The sequence below is a fragment of the Pseudomonas sp. NPDC096925 genome (genome assembly GCF_044762545.1).
In the GTDB taxonomy this organism is placed as follows: domain Bacteria; phylum Pseudomonadota; class Gammaproteobacteria; order Pseudomonadales; family Pseudomonadaceae; genus Aquipseudomonas.
This window is the reverse complement of the sequence record NZ_JBIWEM010000010.1, coordinates 41,773-59,725: the sequence shown is the minus strand read 5'-3', so window position 1 is coordinate 59,725 and position 17,953 is coordinate 41,773. Positions and strand designations below refer to the sequence as shown.

16 protein-coding genes and 2 tRNA genes are annotated in these 17,953 nt (G+C 61.2%); 17 read left to right on the top strand and 1 reads right to left on the bottom strand.

Annotation, left to right across the window (positions count from 1 at the left end):
- The first annotated feature begins 21 nt into the window (after window positions 1–21).
- Genes carB through ACIQYU_RS23385 form a run of 3 tightly spaced genes read left to right on the top strand, consistent with a single transcriptional unit; the run spans window position 22 to window position 4,140 of the window.
- On the top strand, window positions 22–3,243 hold the full coding sequence (gene carB, locus ACIQYU_RS23395; protein ID WP_207834346.1) for a carbamoyl-phosphate synthase large subunit: 3,222 nt from the start codon (window positions 22–24) through the stop codon (window positions 3,241–3,243).
- Window positions 3,240–3,722 carry a transcription elongation factor GreA gene (greA, locus tag ACIQYU_RS23390; protein ID WP_013974292.1) on the top strand — a complete coding sequence of 161 codons (483 nt, stop codon included), beginning with the start codon at window positions 3,240–3,242 and terminating at the stop codon, window positions 3,720–3,722. Before carB ends, greA begins: the two co-directional genes overlap by 4 nt.
- Window positions 3,700–4,140 carry an MFS transporter gene (locus tag ACIQYU_RS23385; RefSeq protein WP_207834348.1) on the top strand — a complete coding sequence of 147 codons (441 nt, stop codon included), beginning with the start codon at window positions 3,700–3,702 and terminating at the stop codon, window positions 4,138–4,140. Before greA ends, ACIQYU_RS23385 begins: the two co-directional genes overlap by 23 nt.
- Before the next feature lie 144 nt (window positions 4,141–4,284).
- On the opposite strand, the gene yhbY is transcribed toward ACIQYU_RS23385, so the two are convergent.
- Window positions 4,285–4,593 (bottom strand): ribosome assembly RNA-binding protein YhbY, encoded by a 309-nt coding sequence (yhbY, locus tag ACIQYU_RS23380; protein WP_003249945.1) that lies wholly within the window; start codon window positions 4,591–4,593, stop codon window positions 4,285–4,287.
- A 102-nt stretch (window positions 4,594–4,695) separates the two neighbouring features.
- Here yhbY and rlmE point away from each other — a divergent pair, with 102 nt between their 5' ends.
- From rlmE to rpsO, 14 genes are all read left to right on the top strand, one after another.
- Window positions 4,696–5,322 carry a 23S rRNA (uridine(2552)-2'-O)-methyltransferase RlmE gene (gene rlmE / locus ACIQYU_RS23375; protein ID WP_025340705.1) on the top strand — a complete coding sequence of 209 codons (627 nt, stop codon included), beginning with the start codon at window positions 4,696–4,698 and terminating at the stop codon, window positions 5,320–5,322.
- A gap of 203 nt (window positions 5,323–5,525) precedes the next feature.
- Window positions 5,526–7,430 carry an ATP-dependent zinc metalloprotease FtsH gene (gene ftsH, locus ACIQYU_RS23370; RefSeq protein WP_015271861.1) on the top strand — a complete coding sequence of 635 codons (1,905 nt, stop codon included), beginning with the start codon at window positions 5,526–5,528 and terminating at the stop codon, window positions 7,428–7,430.
- An 8-nt stretch (window positions 7,431–7,438) separates the two neighbouring features.
- Complete coding sequence (gene folP, locus ACIQYU_RS23365; protein WP_207834350.1) at window positions 7,439–8,290, top strand: dihydropteroate synthase; 852 nt, start codon at window positions 7,439–7,441, stop codon at window positions 8,288–8,290.
- Window positions 8,291–8,306: 16 nt separating this feature from the next.
- A complete protein-coding gene (glmM, locus tag ACIQYU_RS23360; RefSeq protein WP_063911792.1) occupies window positions 8,307–9,647 on the top strand; it encodes a phosphoglucosamine mutase in 1,341 nt (446 codons plus the stop codon).
- Window positions 9,648–9,712: 65 nt separating this feature from the next.
- Window positions 9,713–10,468, top strand: a complete 756-nt coding sequence (gene tpiA, locus ACIQYU_RS23355; protein WP_063911791.1) for a triose-phosphate isomerase — start codon at window positions 9,713–9,715, stop codon at window positions 10,466–10,468.
- Between the two features lie 4 nt (window positions 10,469–10,472).
- Entirely contained in the window at window positions 10,473–10,871 is a 399-nt protein-coding gene (gene secG / locus ACIQYU_RS23350; RefSeq protein ID WP_015271857.1) for a preprotein translocase subunit SecG, read from the top strand.
- A gap of 21 nt (window positions 10,872–10,892) precedes the next feature.
- Window positions 10,893–10,978 (top strand) — tRNA-Leu (locus tag ACIQYU_RS23345).
- A gap of 100 nt (window positions 10,979–11,078) precedes the next feature.
- Window positions 11,079–11,155: transfer RNA gene (locus ACIQYU_RS23340), tRNA-Met, on the top strand.
- Between the two features lie 130 nt (window positions 11,156–11,285).
- On the top strand, window positions 11,286–11,744 hold the full coding sequence (gene rimP, locus ACIQYU_RS23335; RefSeq protein ID WP_003249960.1) for a ribosome maturation factor RimP: 459 nt from the start codon (window positions 11,286–11,288) through the stop codon (window positions 11,742–11,744).
- 59 nt (window positions 11,745–11,803) lie between these two features.
- Complete coding sequence (gene nusA, locus ACIQYU_RS23330) at window positions 11,804–13,285, top strand: transcription termination factor NusA (protein ID WP_063911790.1); 1,482 nt, start codon at window positions 11,804–11,806, stop codon at window positions 13,283–13,285.
- Between the two features lie 27 nt (window positions 13,286–13,312).
- Window positions 13,313–15,853, top strand: a complete 2,541-nt coding sequence (gene infB, locus ACIQYU_RS23325) for a translation initiation factor IF-2 (protein WP_207834352.1) — start codon at window positions 13,313–13,315, stop codon at window positions 15,851–15,853.
- A gap of 116 nt (window positions 15,854–15,969) precedes the next feature.
- The gene (gene rbfA / locus ACIQYU_RS23320) at window positions 15,970–16,368 is read left to right on the top strand and encodes a 30S ribosome-binding factor RbfA (protein WP_063911788.1); all 399 of its coding nucleotides are present in this window, start codon (window positions 15,970–15,972) and stop codon (window positions 16,366–16,368) included.
- Window positions 16,369–16,371: 3 nt separating this feature from the next.
- Window positions 16,372–17,289, top strand: coding sequence for a tRNA pseudouridine(55) synthase TruB (gene truB / locus ACIQYU_RS23315; protein WP_013974284.1), 918 nt, complete (start codon window positions 16,372–16,374; stop codon window positions 17,287–17,289).
- A gap of 147 nt (window positions 17,290–17,436) precedes the next feature.
- Complete coding sequence (rpsO, locus tag ACIQYU_RS23310) at window positions 17,437–17,706, top strand: 30S ribosomal protein S15 (RefSeq protein WP_003249971.1); 270 nt, start codon at window positions 17,437–17,439, stop codon at window positions 17,704–17,706.
- Window positions 17,707–17,953: the final 247 nt, after the last annotated feature.

Below are 17,953 nucleotides of genomic sequence, written 5' to 3'. Positions count from 1 at the left end.
CCCCGGATTTGAGTGACAACCATGCCAAAACGTACAGACATCAAAAGCATCCTGATTCTCGGCGCTGGCCCGATCGTGATCGGCCAGGCCTGCGAATTCGACTACTCCGGCGCCCAGGCCTGCAAGGCCCTGCGCGAGGAAGGTTTCCGCGTCATCCTGGTGAACTCCAACCCGGCCACCATCATGACCGACCCGGCCATGGCCGACGCCACCTACATCGAGCCGATCAAGTGGCAGTCGGTGGCCAAGATCATCGAGAAAGAGCGCCCGGACGCACTGCTGCCGACCATGGGTGGCCAGACCGCACTGAACTGCGCCCTGGACCTGGAGCGCCACGGCGTTCTGGAAAAGTTCGGCGTGGAAATGATCGGCGCCAACGCCGATACCATCGACAAGGCCGAAGACCGCTCGCGCTTTGACAAGGCGATGAAGGACATCGGCCTGGAGTGCCCGCGCTCCGGTATCGCCCACAGCATGGAAGAAGCCAACGCCGTCCTCGAGCGCCTGGGCTTCCCGTGCATCATCCGTCCGTCGTTCACCATGGGCGGCACTGGTGGTGGTATCGCCTACAACCGTGAAGAATTCGAAGAAATCTGCGCCCGCGGCCTGGACCTGTCGCCGACCAAGGAACTGCTGATCGACGAATCGCTGATCGGTTGGAAGGAATACGAGATGGAGGTGGTCCGCGACAAGAAGGACAACTGCATCATCGTCTGCTCGATCGAGAACTTCGACCCGATGGGCGTGCACACCGGTGACTCGATCACCGTTGCCCCGGCACAGACCCTGACCGACAAGGAATACCAGATCATGCGCAACGCCTCGCTGGCGGTGCTGCGTGAAATCGGTGTTGAAACCGGCGGTTCCAACGTGCAGTTCGGTATCTGCCCGAACACTGGCCGCATGGTCGTGATCGAGATGAACCCGCGCGTTTCGCGTTCCTCGGCGCTGGCCTCCAAGGCCACCGGCTTCCCGATCGCCAAGATCGCTGCCAAGCTGGCTGTCGGCTACACCCTCGACGAGCTGCAGAACGACATCACCGGCGGCCGCACCCCGGCGTCCTTCGAGCCGTCGATCGACTACGTCGTCACCAAGTTGCCGCGTTTCGCCTTCGAGAAATTCCCGAAAGCCGACGCCCGCCTGACCACCCAGATGAAATCCGTGGGTGAAGTCATGGCCATCGGCCGTACCTTCCAGGAGTCCCTGCAGAAAGCCCTGCGCGGCCTGGAAGTCGGCGCCTGCGGCCTCGACCCGAAAGTCGACCTGGCCAGCCCGGAAGCCAACAGCATCCTCAAGCGCGAGCTGACCGTACCGGGCGCCGAGCGTATCTGGTACGTGGCTGACGCCATGCGCGCCGGCATGACCTGCGAGCAGATCTTCGACCTGACCGGCATCGACATGTGGTTCCTGGTGCAGATGGAAGACCTGATCAAGGAAGAAGAGAAGGTCAAGACCCTGGCCCTGTCGTCGATCGACAAGGACTACATGCTGCGCCTCAAGCGCAAGGGCTTCTCTGACCAGCGCCTGGCCAAGCTGCTGGGTATCACCGACAAGAACCTGCGCCGTCACCGCCACAAGCTGGAAGTGTTCCCGGTGTACAAGCGCGTCGACACCTGCGCTGCCGAGTTCGCCACCGATACCGCCTACCTGTACTCCACCTACGAGGAAGAGTGCGAGGCCAACCCGTCGACCCGCGACAAGATCATGATCCTGGGTGGCGGCCCTAACCGTATCGGCCAGGGTATCGAGTTCGACTACTGCTGCGTACACGCCGCACTGGCGCTGCGTGAAGACGGTTACGAGACCATCATGGTCAACTGCAACCCGGAAACCGTCTCCACCGACTACGACACCTCCGACCGCCTGTACTTCGAGCCGCTGACCCTGGAAGACGTGCTGGAAGTGTGCCGCGTCGAGAAGCCGAAAGGCGTGATCGTCCACTACGGCGGCCAGACCCCGCTGAAACTGGCCCGCGCCCTGGAAGAAGCCGGCGTACCGATCATCGGTACCAGCCCGGATGCCATCGACCGCGCCGAAGACCGTGAGCGCTTCCAGCAGATGGTTCAGCGCCTGAGCCTGCTGCAGCCGCCAAACGCTACCGTGCGCAGCGAAGAAGAAGCCATCAGCGCTGCTGGCGGCATCGGCTACCCGCTGGTCGTGCGCCCGTCCTACGTACTGGGCGGCCGTGCCATGGAAATCGTCTACGAACTGGACGAGCTCAAGCGCTACCTGCGTGAAGCCGTACAGGTGTCCAACGACAGCCCGGTACTGCTGGACCACTTCCTCAACTGCGCCATCGAGATGGACGTGGATGCGGTGTGCGACGGCACCGACGTGGTGATCGGCGCGATCATGCAGCACATCGAACAGGCCGGCGTTCACTCCGGTGACTCGGCGTGCTCGCTGCCACCTTACTCGCTGAGCAAGGAAGTGCAGGACGAAGTCCGCGTACAGGTCAAGAAAATGGCCCTGGAACTGGGCGTGGTCGGCCTGATGAACGTGCAGCTGGCCCTGCAGGGCGACAAGATCTACGTGATCGAAGTCAACCCGCGCGCCTCGCGTACCGTGCCGTTCGTGTCCAAGTGCATCGGCACCTCCCTGGCGATGATCGCGGCTCGCGTCATGGCCGGCAAAACCCTGAAAGAGCTGGGCTTCACCCAGGAAATCATCCCGAACTTCTACAGCGTCAAGGAAGCCGTCTTCCCGTTCGCCAAGTTCCCGGGGGTTGACCCGATCCTCGGCCCTGAGATGAAATCGACTGGTGAAGTCATGGGTGTTGGTGACAGCTTCGGTGAAGCCTTCGCCAAGGCCCAGATGGGTGCCAGCGAAGTGCTGCCAACCGGCGGTACCGCGTTCATCAGCGTGCGTGACGACGACAAGCCGCAAGTGGCTGGCGTTGCCCGCGACCTGATCGCCCTGGGCTTCGAAGTGGTTGCAACTGCCGGCACCGCCAAGGTTATCGAAGCGGCTGGCCTGAAAGTGCGCCGTGTGAACAAGGTGACCGAAGGTCGCCCGCACGTGGTCGACATGATCAAGAACGACGAAGTGTCGCTGATCATCAACACTACCGAAGGCCGCCAGTCGATCGCCGATTCCTACTCGATTCGTCGCAATGCGCTGCAGCACAAGATTTACTGCACTACCACCATTGCGGCCGGTGAAGCCATCTGCGAGGCGTTGAAATTCGGTCCGGAAAAGACCGTTCGTCGCCTGCAGGATCTGCATGCAGGACTGAAAGCATGAGCATTACCAAGTACCCGATGACCGTCCAGGGCGCCCGCGCCCTGGAAGAGGAGCACCTGTTCCTGAGCAAGACCGAGCGCCCGCGCCTGAGCCAGGCCATCGGTGAAGCGCGCGAGCTGGGCGACCTCAAGGAAAACGCCGAATACCATGCTGCCCGTGAGGAGCAGGGCATGGTCGAGGCGCGTATCCGTGATATCGAAGGCCGCCTGCAGAACTCGGTGGTGATCGACGTGACCACTATCCCTCACACCGGCAAGGTGATTTTCGGTACCACCGTGGTACTGGCCAACACCGAAACCGATGAAGAGGTGAGCTACCAGATCGTCGGCGAGGATGAAGCCGACGTGAAACAGGGCAAGCTCTCGAGCGGAGCACCGATTGCCCGTGCCATCATCGGCAAGGAAGAAGGTGATACTGTCGTCGTCAAGACGCCTAGCGGCACGGTCGAGTACGAGATTGTCGAAGTCAAGCACATCTGACCGGCGCCTGCGGGCGCCATCCCTCGAGGGGATCCTCTGGCAGCTGGCTCAGGTTTTCTGGGTCGGTGGCCTGTGGGTGTTTCACGTGGGGCTGGTGCCCGCGCTCAAGGTCAGTGGCCTGGCACCGCTGCTGGTGCAGGACATCGCCGGGCAGATCGACCGCTGGTTGATCGGCGTGGCGTTGCTTGGTTTGTTGACCCAGCTGGCAGTGCTGGCGAGGGTGGACGGCCTGGCGGCCTGGTGGCGGCAGTTCCGTGGCCAGATGCTGTTGCTCGGCTTCGGTGCCTGCGTGGGGTATTACACCTTGCGTTACGGAATATCCGTTGGCGAGCGCTGGCAGCTGCTCTGTTTCCTGGTGCTGGGCTTTTCCGGCATCGTGCTGGTGGCCCAGCCGGTGCCGGTCAAGATGCGCCGCTAAACGGCTCGAGATCGCTGGGGCCGCTTTGCGGCCCTTTCGCGACACAAGGCCGCTCCCACAGGGATTGCGTTGTGCCGCAGGTCGGTGCAATCCCTGTGGGAGCGGCCTTGTGTCGCGATGGGCTGCGCAGCAGCCCCTTTGCCGTTACTTGTAACGGTGGATGTTGGACAGCTGCTTGTTCGGCTGTGGGTTCTTGCGGTAGATCAGCGCTTTCTTGCCGATGGTCTGCACCAGCTCGGCACGGCCGGCCTTGCACAGTTCGGCAATGGTCTCGGCCCGCTCTTCGCGGTCTTCCGAGCGAATTTCGACCTTGATCAGCTCATGGTCGACCAGGGCGCGCTCCAGTTCGGCGATGACGCCTTCATTCAAACCGTTACCAGCAACGATCAGGACCGGCTTCAGGTCATGACCAATGGACTTGTATTGCTTCTTCTGCTCGTTATTGAGCGGCATAATCTGACCCTTTCCGTCTGATTCTGTAAAATTGACCGGCATTTTACCCGAGGGCCACCGGCTCCGCCCAGTCAATCACGACGCATATCATCGAGGTGCCCCGTGGTACAACGTTCCAAAAGCAGCGCAAACTGGCTGCGAGAGCATTTCAACGATCCTTTTGTGAAACAGGCACAAAAGGATGGCTACCGCTCGCGTGCGAGCTACAAACTGCTGGAGATCCAGGAAAAGGACCGGCTGATCCGCCCAGGCATGAGCGTGATCGACCTCGGTGCGGCTCCTGGTGGCTGGTCGCAGGTGACCAGTCGTCTGATTGGTGGCCAGGGCCGCCTGATCGCGTCCGACATCCTGGAAATGGATTCGATCCCGGATGTGACCTTCATCCAGGGCGATTTCACCCATGATGAAGTGCTGCAGCGCATTCTCGAGGCGGTCGGCGATTCGCACGTAGACCTTGTGATTTCCGACATGGCCCCCAATATGAGTGGTACGCCCGCAGTGGACATGCCGCGTGCGATGTTCCTCTGCGAGCTGGCCCTCGATCTGGCAACCCGCGTGCTAAAGCCCGGCGGCGACTTCCTGATCAAGATTTTCCAGGGCGAAGGCTTTGACGTGTACCTCAAGGACGTGCGCAGCAAGTTCGACAAGGTACAGATGCGCAAACCGTCGTCGTCGCGTGACCGTTCCCGCGAGCAGTACCTGCTGGGCAGGGGTTTCAAAGGGGCGTGAAAGGCGTGAAGCGGGGTGGCCGATAGTTATTTCCAATCGGCCGCTGCGTCAGGATCGTCCGAACTTCGTGTAGTCTAGCTTTCACAAAGGGTTACAGACGGTGCCTGCGGCTGCGTAGGTAATGTAGTAAGTTAGGGCGATGAATATCATGCGAGGAACGGCTGCGTCGTGCGCCGACCTCAGAGGGTAGCGAATTGAACGACATGGCAAAGAATCTGATCCTGTGGTTGATCATCGCAGCTGTCCTGGTGACGGTGATGAACAACTTCTCCAGCCCTAACGAGCCGCAGACCCTCAACTATTCCGACTTCATCCAGCAGGTCAAGGATGGCAAGGTCGAGCGTGTGACCGTCGACGGCTACATCATTACCGGCAAGCGCGCCGACGGCGACAACTTCAAGACCGTGCGCCCGGCCATTACCGACAACGGCCTGATCGGCGACCTGGTCGACAACCACGTCATCATCGAAGGCAAGCAGCCTGAGCAGCAGAGCATCTGGACCCAGCTGCTGGTGGCCAGCTTCCCGATCCTGGTGATCATTGCCGTGTTCATGTTCTTCATGCGCCAGATGCAGGGCGGTGCGGGCGGCAAAGGCGGGCCGATGAGCTTCGGCAAGAGCAAGGCGCGTCTGCTGTCCGAAGACCAGGTCAAGACCACCCTGGCCGACGTTGCAGGCTGCGACGAAGCCAAGGAAGAGGTTGGCGAGCTGGTCGAGTTCCTGCGCGATCCGGGCAAGTTCCAGCGCCTGGGTGGCCGTATCCCGCGTGGCGTGCTGATGGTCGGCCCGCCCGGTACCGGTAAGACCCTGCTGGCCAAGGCCATCGCCGGCGAGGCGAAGGTGCCGTTCTTCACCATTTCCGGTTCGGACTTCGTGGAAATGTTCGTCGGTGTCGGTGCCAGTCGTGTGCGCGACATGTTCGAGCAGGCCAAGAAGCACGCCCCGTGCATCATCTTCATCGACGAGATCGACGCCGTTGGTCGCCACCGTGGCGCCGGCATGGGTGGCGGTCACGACGAGCGTGAGCAAACCCTCAACCAGCTGCTGGTGGAGATGGACGGCTTCGAGATGAACGATGGCATCATCGTCATCGCTGCTACCAACCGTCCGGACGTGCTCGACCCGGCGCTGCTGCGCCCCGGCCGCTTCGACCGCCAGGTGGTGGTTGGCCTGCCGGACATTCGTGGTCGCGAACAGATCCTCAAGGTACACATGCGCAAGGTACCGGTCGGCGAGAACGTCAATCCGGCGGTCATCGCCCGCGGTACCCCTGGCTTCTCCGGCGCAGACCTGGCCAACCTGGTCAACGAGGCCTCGCTGTTTGCCGCGCGCGCCAACAAGCGCCTGGTCGAAATGAAAGAGTTCGAGCTGGCCAAGGACAAGATCATGATGGGCGCCGAGCGCAAGACCATGGTCATGTCCGAGAAAGAAAAGCAGAACACCGCCTACCACGAGGCTGGCCACGCCATTGTCGGTCGCCTGGTGCCTGAGCACGATCCGGTCTACAAGGTTTCGATCATTCCGCGTGGTCGTGCCCTGGGCGTGACCATGTTCCTGCCCGAAGAGGACCGCTACAGCCTGTCCAAGCGCGCACTGATCAGCCAGATTTGCTCGCTGTACGGTGGCCGTATTGCCGAGGAAATGACCCTGGGCTTCGACGGTGTCACTACCGGTGCGTCCAACGACATCATGCGTGCCAGCCAGATCGCCCGCAACATGGTGACCAAGTGGGGCCTCTCCGAAAAACTCGGCCCGCTGATGTATGCCGAGGAAGAGGGCGAAGTGTTCCTGGGCCGCAGCGCTGCCAGCCAGCACGCCAGCGTTTCCGGTGAAACCGCCAAGCTGATCGACTCGGAAGTGCGCAGCATCATCGACCAGTGCTACGCCACGGCCAAGCAGCTGCTCACCGACAACCGTGACAAGCTCGATGCCATGGCCGAAGCGCTGATGAAGTACGAGACCATCGATGCCGAGCAGATTGACGATATCATGGCCGGCCGTACCCCGCGCGAACCGCGCGACTGGGATGATGACTCTGCTTCGGGCAAGCCTGCCGCCCAGGGTGATCGCCCAGAATCGCCGATCGGCGGTCCAGCGGCTCAACACTAAGGGCATCTATGAGCTCAGTGCAGTACCCGACCCGGTTGCCTTGCGGCAACCGGGTTCTTGATTTGTCGCGTACCCATGTCATGGGTATTCTCAATATCACCCCTGATTCCTTCTCCGATGGTGGGCGCTTCAACCAGCGCGACGAGGCGTTGCGTCATGCCGAAGCGATGGTTGCTGCAGGCGCCACGCTGATCGATATCGGCGGCGAGTCCACGCGGCCGGGCGCGCGCGCGGTATCGGTGACCGAGGAGCTGGAGCGGGTGGCACCCATGGTCGAGGCGATCAACAGCCGCCTCGATGTGGTCATCTCGGTCGATACCTCCACGCCAGCGGTCATGCGTGAATCGGCGCGCCTTGGTGCCGGGCTGATCAACGACGTGCGAGCCCTGGAGCGCGATGGCGCCCTGGACGCGGCCGCGGATACCGGCCTGCCGGTGTGCCTCATGCACATGCGCGGCGAGCCGGGTAACATGCAGGACGACCCGCATTACGAAGATGTGACCGTCGAGGTTACGCGTTATCTTGAGCAGCGAATGGCCGCCTGTGCTGCGGCGGGCATCGACGCTAACAGAATCATTCTTGATCCGGGCTTCGGTTTCGCCAAGACACTGGCGCACAACCTGAGCCTGTTCAAGCACATGGAAGCGCTCTATCGCCTTGGGCGCCCGCTGCTGGTGGGTGTTTCACGAAAGAGCATGATCGGCCTGACGCTGGAACGTCCGGTCGGCGAGCGCTTGTACGGCAGCCTTGCGCTGGCGGCGTTGGCCATGACCAAGGGGGCGAGCATTCTTCGTGTCCATGACGTGGCCGAAACCGTTGATGTAGTGCGCATGATCGCTGCGGTGCAAAACGCCGAATAAGAACATTGGAGCCCCTATGAGCAGAAAATACTTTGGTACCGACGGCATTCGTGGCCGCGTCGGCGAATACCCGATCACGCCTGACTTCATGCTGAAGCTTGGCTGGGCGGCCGGCATGGCCTTCCGCAAGCAAGGCCACTGCCGGGTGCTGGTGGGCAAGGACACGCGTATCTCCGGTTACATGTTCGAGTCCGCACTCGAAGCCGGCCTGTCCGCGGCGGGTGCCGACGTGATGCTGCTCGGGCCGATGCCGACACCGGCCATCGCCTACCTGACGCGTACCTTCCATGCCGAAGCCGGCATCGTCATCAGTGCCTCGCACAACCCGCACGATGACAACGGCATCAAGTTCTTCTCGGGCCAGGGGACCAAGTTGCCGGACGAAGTCGAGCTGATGATCGAGGAGTTGCTCGACCAGCCGATGACCGTTGTCGAGTCGGGCAAGCTGGGCAAGGTTTCGCGCATCAACGATGCCGCCGGCCGCTATATCGAGTTCTGCAAGAGCAGCGTGCCGACCAGCACCAGCTTCGACGGCCTCAAGCTGGTTGTCGATTGCGCCCACGGTGCCACCTACAAGGTTGCGCCAAGCGTGTTCCGCGAGCTGGGTGCCGAGGTGACCGTGCTGCACGCTCAGCCCGACGGCCTGAACATCAACGAAGGCTGCGGCTCGACCCACATCGAATCGCTGCAGGCTGCCGTGCTGGTGGGCCATGCCGACCTGGGCATCGCTTTCGACGGTGACGGCGATCGCGTGTTGATGGTCGACCATACCGGTGCCATCGTCGATGGTGACGAGCTGCTGTTCATCATCGCTCGCGACCTGCAGGACCGTGGCAAGCTGCAGGGTGGGGTAGTGGGCACGCTGATGAGCAACCTGGGCCTGGAGCTTGCGCTGAAGGACCTGGATATCCCGTTCGTGCGGGCCAAGGTCGGCGACCGCTATGTCATGGCCGAACTGCTGGAGCGTGAGTGGCTGGTCGGTGGTGAAAACTCCGGTCACGTCGTGTGCTGCAACCACACCACCACGGGTGACGCGATCATCGCTGCCCTGCAGGTGCTGATGGCGCTCAAGCGCCGTGGCGAAACCCTGGCCCAGGCCCGTCAGGCCCTGCGCAAGTGCCCGCAGGTGCTGATCAACGTGCGCTATGGCGCCAGCAAGGTCGACCCGCTGGAGCACCCGTCGGTCAAGGAAGCCAGTGCCAAGGTGACCGAGGCCTTGGCCGGCCGCGGCCGCGTGCTGCTGCGTAAATCCGGTACCGAGCCGTTGGTGCGGGTGATGGTCGAGGGCGAGGACGAAAGCCAGGTGCGTGCGCATGCAGAAGCGCTGGCCAAACTGGTCGGCGAAGTTTGTGTCTGAAGGCGCTTGCCAGCGCAGATAGGGTTGGGTACTATCTGCGCCCACTTTGACCGACGAGGTAAAGCATGCGTCGCCCTATGGTAGCTGGTAACTGGAAGATGCACGGTACCCGCGCTAGCGTCGCTGAGCTGACCGAAGGCTTGAGAAATCTGGCCTTGCCGAGCGGAGTGGAAGTCGCAGTGTTTCCACCGGCCCTGTTCATCAATCAAGTGATCGATGGTCTGGCAGGTAAGGGAATTACTGTCGGCGCACAGAATTCTGCAGTACAACCCGAACAGGGTGCGCTGACCGGAGAAGTTGCTCCGGAACAGCTGGTTGAAGCAGGTTGCAAGTTGGTGTTGATTGGTCATTCGGAGCGTCGCCAGATAATTGGTGAAACCGACGAAGTGCTCAATCGCAAGTTTGCAGCGGCCCAGGCCAAAGGTTTGAAGCCAGTGCTTTGCATCGGGGAAACCCTTGAAGAGCGCGAGGCTGGCAAAACGCTCGAAGTTGTTGGGCGTCAACTAAGCAGTATCATCGAAGCATTCGGTGTTAAGGCTTTTGCCAATGCAGTAATTGCCTATGAGCCTGTATGGGCCATCGGCACCGGCCTTACGGCCACGCCACAGCAGGCCCAGGATGTGCACGCAGCCATCCGCGGCCAGCTGGCGGCAGAAGATGCTGAAGTGGCTGCGAAGGTGCAGTTGCTCTACGGCGGCAGCGTGAAGGCGGCCAATGCGGCCGAACTGTTCGGCATGCCGGATATCGATGGGGGGCTCATTGGTGGGGCTTCCCTGAACGCAGACGAATTCGGTGCAATTTGTCGCGCCGCAGGAAACTGAACAAATGCTGGAAACAGTCATCGTTGTTTTTCATCTGTTGGCAGCGCTGTCGCTTGTAGTGCTGGTTCTGTTGCAACAGGGTAAGGGTGCGGAAGCAGGTGCATCTTTCGGCGCGGGTGCTTCAAATACCGTGTTCGGGAGCCAGGGCTCTGCAACGTTCCTGAGTAAATTAACTGCTATACTCGCTGCCACTTTCTTTTTGACAGCACTTGGGTTAGGATACTTCGCGAAGCAACAAGCTCACCAGCTTAGCCAAGCGGGTCTTCCGGATCCAGCAGTGCTAGAAGTGAAAGAGCCGCAGAAACCGGCAGTTAATGATGATGTACCGGTGCTCCAGCAGCAGAAGAGCGAAACCACTCCTAACACGGGTGATGTACCTCCTCCGGCACAAGAGCAGAAGTAACGGGTTTCAAGTAGTAGTATTGCCGAGGTGGTGGAATTGGTAGACACGCAACCTTGAGGTGGTTGTGCCCATAGGGTGTAGGGGTTCGAGTCCCCTTCTCGGTACCAATTAAAGCTTGAGAGCCCGCTTTAGCGGGCTTTCTTGCAGGTGAAGGTTCGGATTTGACCCTCAGCAGGGTTCGGTCTTATACTTTTGCCCCAGCTTTGTCGCGGGGTGGAGCAGCTTGGTAGCTCGTCGGGCTCATAACCCGAAGGTCGTTGGTTCAAATCCAGCCCCCGCAACCAGCTTCAGCGGAGCCCCTTTTCAGGGGCTTTTTGCTAACCGAACAGTTTTCGGCGTCGTTGTCCAACGGCGCTTTCAGGGATGGGCGCTTCGCCCATTTTTTATTTGCACAGCATGCACGAGGGGGTTCAGGTGTCGAGCAAGCTAGAACAGTTGCAGGCCTTGTTGGCCCCGGTTGTCGAGGGTCTGGGCTATCAGTGCTGGGGGATCGAATACGTTTCCCAGGGTAAGCATTCGGTACTGCGCATCTACATCGACAAGGAAGGCGGCATCCTGGTGGACGACTGCGAAGCGGTCAGCCGTCAGGCCAGCGCAATTCTCGATGTGGAAGATCCGATCAGCAGTGAATACACCCTCGAGGTGTCTTCTCCAGGCATGGATCGCCCACTGTTCACTCTGGAACAGTTTGCCTCGCATGCCGGCGAACAAGTGAAGATCAAGCTGCGCTCACCCTTTGAGGGTCGTCGTAACTTCCAGGGCCTTCTCCGCGGTGTGGAGGAGCAGGACGTGGTGGTCCAGGTGGACAATCAAGAGTTCCTGTTGCCGATCGACTCGATCGACAAGGCCAATATTATTCCCAGTTTTGACTGAGACGTGCCGGGTCCGGCGGACGATCCGGGCCCAATGGCTTGCGCAAGGCGAGGCGTACGATGAGCAAAGAAGTACTGCTGGTTGTTGAATCGGTATCCAACGAAAAAGGTGTACCACCCGGCGTCATTTTCGAAGCGCTGGAAGTGGCACTGGCCACTGCAACCAAAAAACGTTTTGAAGACGAAGTCGACCTGCGTGTGGAAATCAACCGCCACACCGGTAGCTACGAGACCTTCCGTCGCTGGACCGTGGTCGACGAAGCCGATCTTGATGATCCGGCGATCGAGACCTGGTTGAGCAAGATTCACGAAACCCACCCTGATGCCAAGGTTGGTGACGTGATCGAAGAGAAGATCGAGTCCATCGAGTTCGGTCGTATCGCCGCCCAGACCGCCAAGCAGGTCATCGTGCAGAAGGTCCGAGAGGCCGAGCGTGCCCAGGTGGTCGATGCCTACCGCGAGCGCGTTGGCGAGATCATCTCCGGTACCGTCAAGAAGGTTACCCGCGACAACGTCATCGTTGACCTGGGCAACAACGCCGAGGCCCTGCTGGCCCGCGAAGACATCATTCCGCGCGAGACCTTCCGTGTTGGCGTGCGCCTGCGTGCGCTGCTCAAGGAAATTCGCACCGAAAACCGTGGTCCTCAGCTGATCCTGTCGCGCACCGCGCCACAGATGCTGATCGAGCTTTTCCGCATCGAAGTGCCGGAAATTGCCGAGGGCCTCATTGAAGTCATGGCTGCCTCCCGTGATCCGGGTTCGCGAGCCAAGATCGCCGTCCGCTCCAAGGACAAGCGCATCGACCCGCAAGGCGCCTGTATCGGCATGCGTGGTTCGCGCGTCCAGGCTGTATCCGGGGAGTTGGGTGGTGAGCGTGTGGATATTGTCCTGTGGGACGATAACCCGGCGCAGTTTGTCATCAACGCCATGTCGCCGGCTGAAGTCGCGGCGATCATCGTTGATGAAGATGCCCATGCCATGGACATCGCCGTTGCCGAGGACAACCTGGCCCAGGCCATTGGTCGTGGCGGTCAGAACGTTCGCCTGGCCAGTCAGCTGACCGGCTGGACCCTGAACGTGATGACCGAGAAGGACATCCAGGCCAAGCAGCAGGCCGAAACCGGTGACATCCTGCGCAATTTCATCGATGAACTGGAAGTCGACGAGGAGCTGGCCCAAGTGCTGGTCGACGAAGGCTTCACCAGCCTCGAAGAAATTGCCTACGTACCGTTGGAAGAAATGCTCAACATCGATGGCTTTGACGAAGATATCGTCAACGAGCTCCGCGCTCGAGCCAAGGACCGTTTGTTGACCAAGGCCATCGCTACCGAAGAAAAACTGGCAGACGCCCATCCGGCTGAAGACCTGCTCTCCCTTGAGGGCATGGACAAGGACTTGGCGGCGGAACTGGCGGTGCGCGGCGTGGTTAACCGCGAAGACCTGGCCGAGCAGTCGATAGACGATCTGCTCGACATCGACGGCATCGACGAAGAGCGTGCCGGCAAGTTGATCATGGCCGCCCGAGCCCACTGGTTCGAGTAATTAGGCGCGGCCTGAGGAGAGAAGTGCATGACGCAAGTCACGGTGAAAGAACTGGCCCAAGAGGTCGAGGCACCGGTAGAGCGCCTGCTGCAGCAGATGCGTGAGGCAGGTCTGCCGCACACCGACGCCGGTCAGGTAGTGACCGACAATGAGAAGCAGACCCTGCTGACTCATTTGAAGAGCAGCCACAAGAGCAAGGCGGAAGAGCCGCGCAAGATTACCTTGCAGCGCAAAACCACCAGCACCCTGCGTGTCGCCGGTAGCAAGAGCATCAGCGTAGAAGTACGCAAGAAGAAAGTATTCGTGCAGCGCAGCCCGGAAGAAATCCAGGCTGAGCAGAAGCGTGAGCTGGAAGAGCGCCGCGCGGCTGAAAATGCCGCTCGCGAGAAGGTCGAGGCCGAAGTTCGCCAGCGTAACGAAGAGCAGGCTCGCCGTCAGGCTGCCGAAACCGCTGCTGTAGCCCCTGCGCCTGCCGCCAAGCCAGCGGCGGCGCCTGCCGCTGCCCCGGCTCCGGTAGTTGCCGACGCCCCGGCCTCCGAAGATGCCGCAGCCCGCGCTGCCGAGCGCAAGAAGGACGAAGCCCGTCGCAACGAAGGCCGCACCCGTGACGAAGACCGTCGTGGTGGCGAGCGTCGTGGCGAGGCCCCGCGCGTGTCGATCAAGGTCAAGGTCAAGGAGAAGGAAAAGGCCCCGACTCCACGTGCCGCGCCGCGCACCACCGATGAAGAGAGCGATGGCGTACGCCGTGGCCGCGGTGGCAAGAGCAAGCTGAAGAAGCGCAACCAGCACGGCTTCCAGAACCCGACCGGTCCAGTCATCCGTGACGTGACCATCGGCGAGACCATTACCGTCTCGGAACTGGCCCAGCAGATGTCGGTCAAGGCCGCTGAAGTGGTCAAGTTCATGTTCAAGCTGGGTACCCCGGTCACCATCAACCAGGTGCTCGACCAGGAAACCGCTCAGCTGGTCGCCGAAGAACTGGGCCACAAGGTGACCCTGGTCAGCGATACCGCCCTGGAAGACTCCCTGGCCGAATCGCTGAAGTTCGAAGGTGAAGTGGAATCGCGTGCGCCGGTCGTTACCGTCATGGGTCACGTTGACCATGGTAAGACCTCGCTGCTCGACTACATCCGTCGTGCCAAGGTTGCCGCTGGCGAAGCCGGTGGTATTACCCAGCACATCGGTGCCTACCACGTGGAAACCGACCGCGGCATGGTCACCTTCCTCGATACCCCAGGCCACGCTGCGTTCACCGCAATGCGTGCCCGTGGTGCCAAGGCTACCGACATCGTCATCCTGGTGGTGGCGGCGGACGACGGCGTGATGCCGCAAACCCGCGAAGCCGTTCAGCATGCCAAGGCAGCTGGCGTTCCGCTGGTGGTCGCGGTGAACAAGATCGACAAGCCGGGTGCCGACATCGACCGCATCCGCAACGAGCTGGCCGTCGAAGGCGTCACCTCCGAGGATTGGGGTGGTGACACTCCGTTCGTCAAGGTTTCGGCGAAGATGGGTACCGGCGTCGACGAACTGCTCGAAGCGGTCCTGCTGCAGGCCGAGATCCTCGAGCTGACCGCTACCCCGACCGCCCCAGGTCGTGGTGTGGTTGTCGAATCGCGCTTGGACAAGGGCCGTGGCCCGGTGGCGACCATCCTGGTTCAGGACGGTACCCTGCGTCAGGGCGACATGGTCCTGTGCGGTTCCAACTATGGCCGCGTGCGTGCCATGCTCGACGAGAACGGCAAGCCTGTGAAGGAAGCCGGCCCGTCGATCCCGGTCGAAATCCTCGGCCTGGACGGTACCCCGGAAGCCGGTGACGAGCTGTCCGTGGTTGCTGACGAGAAGAAGGCCCGTGAAGTTGCCCTGTTCCGTCAAGGCAAGTACCGCGAGGTCAAGCTGGCCCGTGCTCACGCCGGCAAGCTGGAAAACATCTTCGAGACCATGGGTCAGGAAGAGAAGAAGACCCTCAACATCGTCCTCAAGACCGACGTGCGTGGTTCCCTGGAAGCACTGCAGGGTTCGCTGTCGGGTCTGGGCAACGACGAAGTTCAGGTGCGCGTGATCGGTGGCGGCGTCGGTGGTATCACCGAAAGCGACGCCAACCTGGCGCTGGCTTCGAATGCAGTACTGTTCGGCTTCAACGTGCGTGCCGATGCCGGCGCGCGCAAGATCGTCGAGCAGGAAGGTCTGGATATGCGTTACTACAACGTGATCTACGACATCATCGAAGACGTCAAGAAGGCCCTGACCGGCATGCTCGGCAGCGATGTTCGCGAGAACATCCTGGGTGTCGCCGAAGTGCGTGACGTGTTCCGTTCGCCGAAGTTCGGCGCCATCGCTGGCTGTATGGTCATCGAGGGTACCGTGTACCGCAACCGTCCGATCCGCGTACTGCGCGAAGACGTTGTGATCTTCGAAGGCGAGCTGGAGTCGCTGCGTCGCTTCAAGGACGACGCCTCCGAAGTGCGTAACGGCATGGAGTGCGGTATTGGCGTGAAGAGCTACAACGACGTCAAGGTCGGCGACAAGATCGAAGTCTTCGAGAAAGTCCAGGTGGCTCGTACCCTGTAAGGGGCGAGCGTGGTGCAGGCCCCGCCCCAGGGCGGCTGGCAGCGCCTCTGAAGGTAGCGCCCGGTCAGGCTTCAGCTTGACCGGGCGTTTGCCGCTTTAAGTTACAGGTAGCAAGAATGGCAAAAGAATATAGCCGTACCCAACGCATCGGCGACCAGATGCAGCGCGAGCTGTCGGAGCTGATCCGCCGTGAAGTCAAAGACCCGCGCGTCGGCCTGGTGACCATCACTGCCGTCGACGTCAGCCGCGACCTTGGCCACGCCAAGGTATTCATCACCGTGATGGGCCAGGACGGCGCCGACGCCGTACCGCAGACCCTCAAGGCCCTGACCAGCGCCGCGAGCTTCCTGCGCCTGCACCTGGGCCGTGTGATGCAACTGCGCAGCGTGCCGCAACTGCATTTCCACTTCGACGAGAGCGTCAGCCGTGGTGCCCACCTGTCGGCACTGATCGAGCGCGCGGTCGCTGAAGACCGTCAGCACAAGGATGCCGACCAGCCGGACGCCGAGGAGTAAGCGGTGGCCCAGGTCAAACGTATCCGCCGCAACGTCAGCGGCATCATCCTGCTCGACAAGCCGCTGGGCTTCACCTCCAACGCCGCCCTGCAAAAGGTGCGCTGGCTGCTCAATGCGGAAAAAGCTGGTCACACCGGCAGCCTCGACCCGTTGGCAACCGGCGTGCTGCCGCTGTGCTTTGGCGAAGCGACCAAGTTTTCGCAGTACCTGCTCGATTCCGACAAGGGCTACGAAACGGTCATGCAGATGGGGCAGACGACCAACACCGGCGATGCCGAAGGTGAGGTGCTGCAGACCCGCGAGGTGACCGTTGGTCGCGCCGACATCGAGGCCCTGCTGCCACGTTTTCGTGGCCAGATCAGCCAGATACCGCCGATGTACTCGGCGCTCAAGCGTGACGGCCAGCCGCTGTACAAGCTGGCACGTGCAGGAGAGGTAGTGGAGCGCGAGGCGCGTTCTGTTACTATTGGCCGCTTGGAGTTGCTCGAGTGCGAAGGCACCCGTGCACGGTTGAGCGTAGGATGCAGCAAAGGCACCTATATCCGTACCCTGGTGGAGGATATTGGCGAGGCCCTTGGCTGCGGCGCCTATGTTGCCGAGCTGCGCAGGACCCAGGCCGGGCCTTTCGCGCTGGCACAGACGGTCACCCTCGAGGAACTTGAACAGGCCCACGCCGAAGGCGGCAATGAAGCGCTCGACCGCTTCCTGATGCCCTCGGACAGCGGCCTGCAGGACTGGCCGCTGGTGTGCCTGTCCGAGCACAGCGCGTTCTACTGGCTGCATGGGCAGGCGGTACGCGCACCGGACGCGCCACAATTTGGCATGGTCCGGGTACAGGATCACAATGCACGCTTCATCGGTATCGGTGAAGTGAGCGAAGACGGGCGCATTGCGCCGCGTCGGCTGATTCGGTCGGAATGACCGAAACCGGGGGGCCAGGCAGTTGCCGAACCCCACGGCACCAAGGGTGGCTGTCAGTAGGCACGGTCACACCTTTTTTATTAATACAGGGATCAGTCCCTGGCCTATTGGACCCCGCATGCGGGATCCGTTATCAGGAGAAGCCACATGGCCCTCAGCGTTGAAGAAAAAGCTCAGATCGTTGCCGAATACCAGCAAGCCGCCGGCGATACCGGTAGCCCGGAAGTGCAGGTTGCTCTGCTGACCGCCAACATCAACAAGCTGCAAGGCCACTTCAAGGCCAACGACAAAGACCACCACTCCCGTCGTGGTCTGATCCGTATGGTCAACCAGCGTCGTAAGCTGCTGGACTACCTGAAGGGCAAAGACACCACTCGTTACAGCGCCCTGATCGGTCGCCTGGGCCTGCGTCGCTAATAGCGGCCTGGTCAGTGGTGTGCATGGCGTGTCGCAGGCTTCGACAGGGCTGTTTTGCAGTGCTGCCGTTGGACACGCCACGCGTATCTTCGAGGTTGGCAGCCTGGCAATGCTGAGCGGTTTTTCCGCTTGGTGCCAGGCTCCCAGCCTCGTGTTGTATCTGGACGGTCAATGGGGCCGATTCCCCGTTCTGCCCAAGAATTCGCAAGAAACCAGTTCCCCCAAGAGCCACTGAAAAAGGTAGGAA